Genomic DNA, 2,355 nt, shown 5'->3' on the forward strand with positions numbered 1-2,355 from the left:
GTATGATCTCGTAATACTCGACATCATGATGCCCGGCTTAAACGGCATTGAGGTATGCCGACAATTGAGAGCAAAAAACAAAGATCTTCCTATCCTTATGCTAACCGCACTTGGCTCTATTGAAGATAAAGTAACCGGCCTAAGTTCCGGTGCCGACGACTACTTACTTAAACCATTTCATTTCAGAGAATTACTTGCTCGCCTGGAAGCACTTTTAAGAAGAAACAACAAAAATTTTGCCCCACATAACATTCTTAATTTTGCAGACATCACTATGGATACCTATAGTAAGTCTGTTGAAAGAGCCGGCATAGCAATTGAACTTACTGCCAAAGAATACATACTGCTCGAGCTGTTTTTAAAAAACCCGAACAGATTACTATCCAGACAATACATTGCAGAAAATGCCTGGGATATTAGTTTTGATACCGGCACCAACGTAATTGATGTTTACATCAATTTCCTCAGAAAAAAAATTGAAAAGGGCTTTGATAAACGGTTGATACATACAAAAATTGGGATGGGCTATATCCTCAAAGAGGCATGAAAATAAAAGATCGGCTCGCATTATACTTTACACTGATCAGTACATTAGTATTGCTTTGCGTGCTCTTTACCATATACTTTACCTTCATAAAGTTTATGCAGAGTGATTTTTTTGACCGACTTACAGACCGCACCATGGTTACAGCCAAGCTTTACCTGGAAGCCGATGAAATATCAAGCGATTCACTAACCCGCGTACGGGAACAATACCTCGAAAAGCTAAATGGAGAGGTGATCCGTATTTATAACAGCAAAAACGACGCAACTTTTATTGGTGATGATCAGCAATACTGGAACATTCAAACCATCGAAAGGGTAAGGCGATATAAAAAAGCCCGGTTTAAGGATGGCAATAGACAAGTAGTAGGCATTTATTACAAAGACAATCAGGGTGATTTTGTAATCCTGGCCTCTGCCATCGACCAAAGCACCATTGTCAGAGCAGAAAAACTGTTGAAAATAATGGCAGCTATTTTCCTTGTTATCTTTGTAGGGCTACTGCTTTCTGCCCGATGGATTGCAAAAAAAATACTCCTGCCTCTGGATCTTTTTATAGATCAGGTTAAACTGATTAAGTCAAACAACCTTCATTTCAGGGTAAAAGAAGGACCCAATAAAGACGAGATTCATCTACTTGCTCAAAATTTCAACAACCTGATGGAGCATCTGGAGCAATCCTTCATTTTGCAAAAAACATTTGTAGCCAATGCTTCGCACGAGCTCAGGACTCCAATAACAAGAATGATCATAGGTACTGAAATTGCTCTTTCCCAGGATCGGAGTAAAGAAGAATACCAAAAAGCCTTAGCATCAGTACTGGAGGATTCAGAAAAACTGGAAAACATCATCAGCAGTTTACTTAAGCTTGCCCAGGCCGATCTGGAATATGGCTCAACCAATCTCGAAAAAGTACGTATCGATGAAATGATATGGAGTTTGCAACAGGAATGGAATCAAAAAACAGGTATGAATAGCCTTTTGGTTGAGGTAAAAGATCTCCCTATGGACGAAGATCAGCTAAGCATTACCTGCAACCCCACCCTATTGCAAATTGCAATTGACAACCTCATTTCTAATGCATTTAAATTTTCAGACCATCAACCTGTTAAATGCGTGCTTGATGTTAAAGACGATGGTATCCATATTTTCATTATCGATACTGGTGTTGGAATAGCGCCTGCTGATCTGGATAACATCTTCAAACCTTTTTACAGCTCATCATCTAAAGCTGAACATTCAGGAAGTGGTATGGGCCTATATATGGCACATAAAATCATTATGCTCTATCAGGGGAACATCAGTGTAAAGTCACAAAAGCACCAGGGCACCACCTTCCATGTGCACTTCCCGCTATTTTAATCTCATTTTAATTTCGCTTTAATTTCGCTTTAATTCTCTCAGGGTAGGTTTGACCAAACATTACACAAATGGTTATGATACCTTTAAGATTCCATACCTTTTTTGGCTGCATACTGCTCGTTTTCTTTGCAACAACAGCTTCAGCACAGGTAACAGATTCGATTAAGCTAAGCCTACGGGATGCCGAAAGTCTTTTTGTAAAGAACAACTACCAGCTAATCGCTCAGCAATACCAAACAGATCAGGCAAAGGCCGATGTGATAACCGCCCGCTTATTTGACAATCCTGAAATCAGCTACGAAAATCTTTTGTACAATAAAGAAACAAAGAGATTTCTTGAAACCAGCAAAGCTACCGGACAATATCAGGGCTCTTTATCACAAATGATTAAGCTTGCCGGTAAACGCAACAAGAATATTAAACTGGCTACTACCAGGGTTAAACTGGCCG

2 protein-coding genes and 1 pseudogene are annotated in these 2,355 nt (G+C 39.6%); all 3 read left to right on the forward strand.

What is annotated here, in order from left to right; all coding sequences use genetic code 11:
- Positions 1-547 (forward strand): winged helix-turn-helix domain-containing protein (locus AC1DDX_RS26485; RefSeq protein WP_477622934.1); only part of this gene is annotated, 547 nt, incomplete at its 5' end.
- Positions 544-1,905, forward strand: coding sequence for a sensor histidine kinase (locus AC1DDX_RS26490; RefSeq protein WP_288881046.1), 1,362 nt, complete (start codon positions 544-546; stop codon positions 1,903-1,905). The genes AC1DDX_RS26485 and AC1DDX_RS26490, both read left to right, overlap by 4 nt.
- A gap of 74 nt (positions 1,906-1,979) precedes the next feature.
- A pseudogene (locus tag AC1DDX_RS26495) lies at positions 1,980-2,355 on the forward strand (TolC family protein); the annotation flags it as partial.

The organism is Pedobacter sp. 10L46_2 (assembly GCF_056395165.1).